General features: G+C 37.8%; 4 protein-coding genes. All 4 read left to right on the top strand.

Annotated features, from left to right (window positions below; translation table 11 throughout):
• Positions 1-658 (top strand): glutamine-hydrolyzing GMP synthase (guaA, locus tag B4F08_RS03240; RefSeq protein ID WP_291373124.1); only part of this gene is annotated, 658 nt, incomplete at its 5' end.
• Positions 659-663: 5 nt separating this feature from the next.
• Positions 664-1,548 (top strand): DNA cytosine methyltransferase, encoded by an 885-nt coding sequence (locus B4F08_RS03245; protein ID WP_291373126.1) that lies wholly within the window; start codon positions 664-666, stop codon positions 1,546-1,548.
• A complete protein-coding gene (locus B4F08_RS03250) occupies positions 1,520-2,137 on the top strand; it encodes a hypothetical protein (protein ID WP_291373128.1) in 618 nt (205 codons plus the stop codon). Before B4F08_RS03245 ends, B4F08_RS03250 begins: the two co-directional genes overlap by 29 nt.
• A gap of 274 nt (positions 2,138-2,411) precedes the next feature.
• The coding region (locus B4F08_RS03255) for a pirin family protein (protein WP_291373129.1) at positions 2,412-2,683 on the top strand (272 nt) is incomplete at its 3' end.

Genomic DNA, 2,683 nt, shown 5'->3' on the forward strand with positions numbered 1-2,683 from the left:
ACGTAAAATCATTGGTCGTGAGTTCATTGAAGTTTTTGCTGAAGAAGCGCGTAAACTTGATGGCGTAAACTTCCTTGCACAAGGGACGATTTACCCAGACGTGATCGAATCTGCTGCAACCAAAAATGGTAAAGCACATGTGATTAAATCTCACCACAATGTGGGCGGTTTACCAGATGACTTAGCTTTTGAATTGGTTGAGCCAATCCGTGATTTGTTTAAAGATGAAGTACGTCGTTTAGGTACAACTTTAGGCTTACCGCATGAAATGCTATATCGTCATCCATTCCCAGGCCCAGGTTTGGGTGTGCGTATTTTGGGTGAAGTGAAGAAAGAATATGCAGACATTTTACGTCTTGCAGATGACATCTTCATGCAAGAGCTTCGTGCAAGTGGTTGGTATGATAAAACTGCACAAGCCTTTGCTGTATTCCAACCTGTGAAATCTGTTGGTGTCGTAGGTGATGGTCGTCGTTATGCATGGGTGATTGCACTTCGTGCCGTTGAAACGGTTGACTTTATGACAGCACGTTTCGCACATCTTCCTTATGATCTTGTCGATAAAATCTCAACGCGTATCATGAACGAAATTAAAGATGTTTCTCGTGTTGTGTATGACGTGTCGTCTAAGCCACCAGCAACGATTGAATGGGAATAAAGTAAGTGCAACAGTTGCAGTTTTTCGATCAAATGCAACAAATTCGCTTTATTGACTTGTTCGCAGGGATAGGTGGTTTCCATCTAGCCCTTGCGCGACAAGGCGCACAATGTGTTTTTGCGTCTGAAATTAATGAAAAGGCTAAGAAAACATATTTAGCCAATCATAGTTTGGATGTAGATGCTTGGCATGGTGATATTACATTAATTGAACCACAACACATTCCTGATCATGAGATCTTGTGTGCGGGTTTTCCATGTCAGCCGTTTAGTCAAGCAGGACAAAAAAAGGGTTTCGATGATGTCAGAGGAACTTTATTTTTTAATATTTTGCAAATTTTAGAAGAAAAAAGACCAGAAGCCTATTTTTTGGAAAATGTACGCGGATTGCTTAAGCACGATAATGGGCGTACTTTCTCAGTTATTCAAGAAAAACTTGAGGCTCTTGGTTATAGCTTTCAAAGTTTTGTTGTAAAATCAAGCGACTATGGTTTACCACAACATCGGCCTCGTCTTTTTATGATTGGTTTTCGAGATGGTGTAACCCAAATAGAGCTACCAGAAAAGCTTCCCTTGAAATATACAATGAGTGATATTTTTTCGGGGAATTGTGAAAAAGAAGTTGGCTTTACACTACGAGTTGGTGGGCGTGGATCAGTTTATGGTGATCGACGAAATTGGGAGTTTTATAAAGTTGATGGTGAGATTCGACGTTTAACTTCTAAACAAGGCCTTTTGATGCAAGGGTTTCCTTCAGATTTTATTTTTCCTGTATCTGAAATAGAGGCAATGAAGCAGTTAGGAAATTCTGTATCAGTTGACGCCATAGAAGCATTCTATAAAAAGATTAAGGAAAAACTAAGTGCAGAACAATTCACACTTATTAAATAAATATAACATTGTAAAGAAAGGGGCTGTATATGAAGCTTTTAAACTGGTTCTTGAAAAGAGTTTAGATATTCAAAATCTAAAACCGCATGAACAACTACAAGTTCTATGGAAAGCATATAAAGACAATTGTCCAAACAATAACAATATTAATGGTAAAGTATTTGAGGCAATTATTGCGACAGTAATGCTTGAGAGCGGAATCGGGCCAATTTTTTCTCAAGCAAATGTTGTTTTTGTACCAAACGTTAACTTTGATCTGATTGTTTATAGTAAAGAATTTGGTCCAATAGCGATTTCGGCTAAAACATCCTTAAGAGAGAGATATAAGCAGGCTGATTTAGAAGCTGTATCATTAAAGTATGTACACCGTAAGGCTAGGTGTTACTTAGTTACTATGGATAAACCTGAAGCCCTAAGATTAGAAAAAAAGTTAAAAGAGGGTGACCTTTTAGGAATTGATGACATTGTACTAGGGGATGAAATCTCATTTGATGAAATGATAGAGTTCCTCTCATCTATCAATTTGGAAAAACCTAAAGCAGTAGAAATTATTACGTCTTCTCAGATTTATGAAATAGTCACAAATTAGTAAATAATAAGCTAACACTGTTTCGATGAAGAAAACTTCTGAATTTGGCTAAAATGTATAACCGTTCATCATTTCTAAATCACTCTAACAGGGAGAAAACACACCTTATAAAGATGTAACAACATTTTTACATCCACGCATTGCCTTTTACTTAGGTTTTGAAAACACAAGATATTGTCCCAAGTTTAAGAATCAGCATTCTATTTTTAGGGATGTGCAGTTGGGAATCTGCTTGTTATGATCTAGGATATATGGATCTGTAATGAGTAAGCACATGACGAATAATAACTATACTGAACTATCACATTCGGATGACTGTGAAAAATACGTAAATCAATTCATTCAAGAGTTTCCACTGAGAAGTGCGGAAATAGGCCAAGGGACGGTCATCAAACGCGCACTACCAAGTCGCCATAAACGAATGATTGGTGCATGGTGTTTCTTAGATCACGCTGGCCCTGTAACTTTCCCACAAGGGGATGGTTTAGATGTTGGCCCACATCCACATATTGGTTTGCAAACTTTTACATGGATGATTGAAGGCAC

The sequence above is a fragment of the Acinetobacter sp. UBA6720 genome, assembly GCF_002454215.1.
Taxonomy (GTDB): domain Bacteria; phylum Pseudomonadota; class Gammaproteobacteria; order Pseudomonadales; family Moraxellaceae; genus Acinetobacter.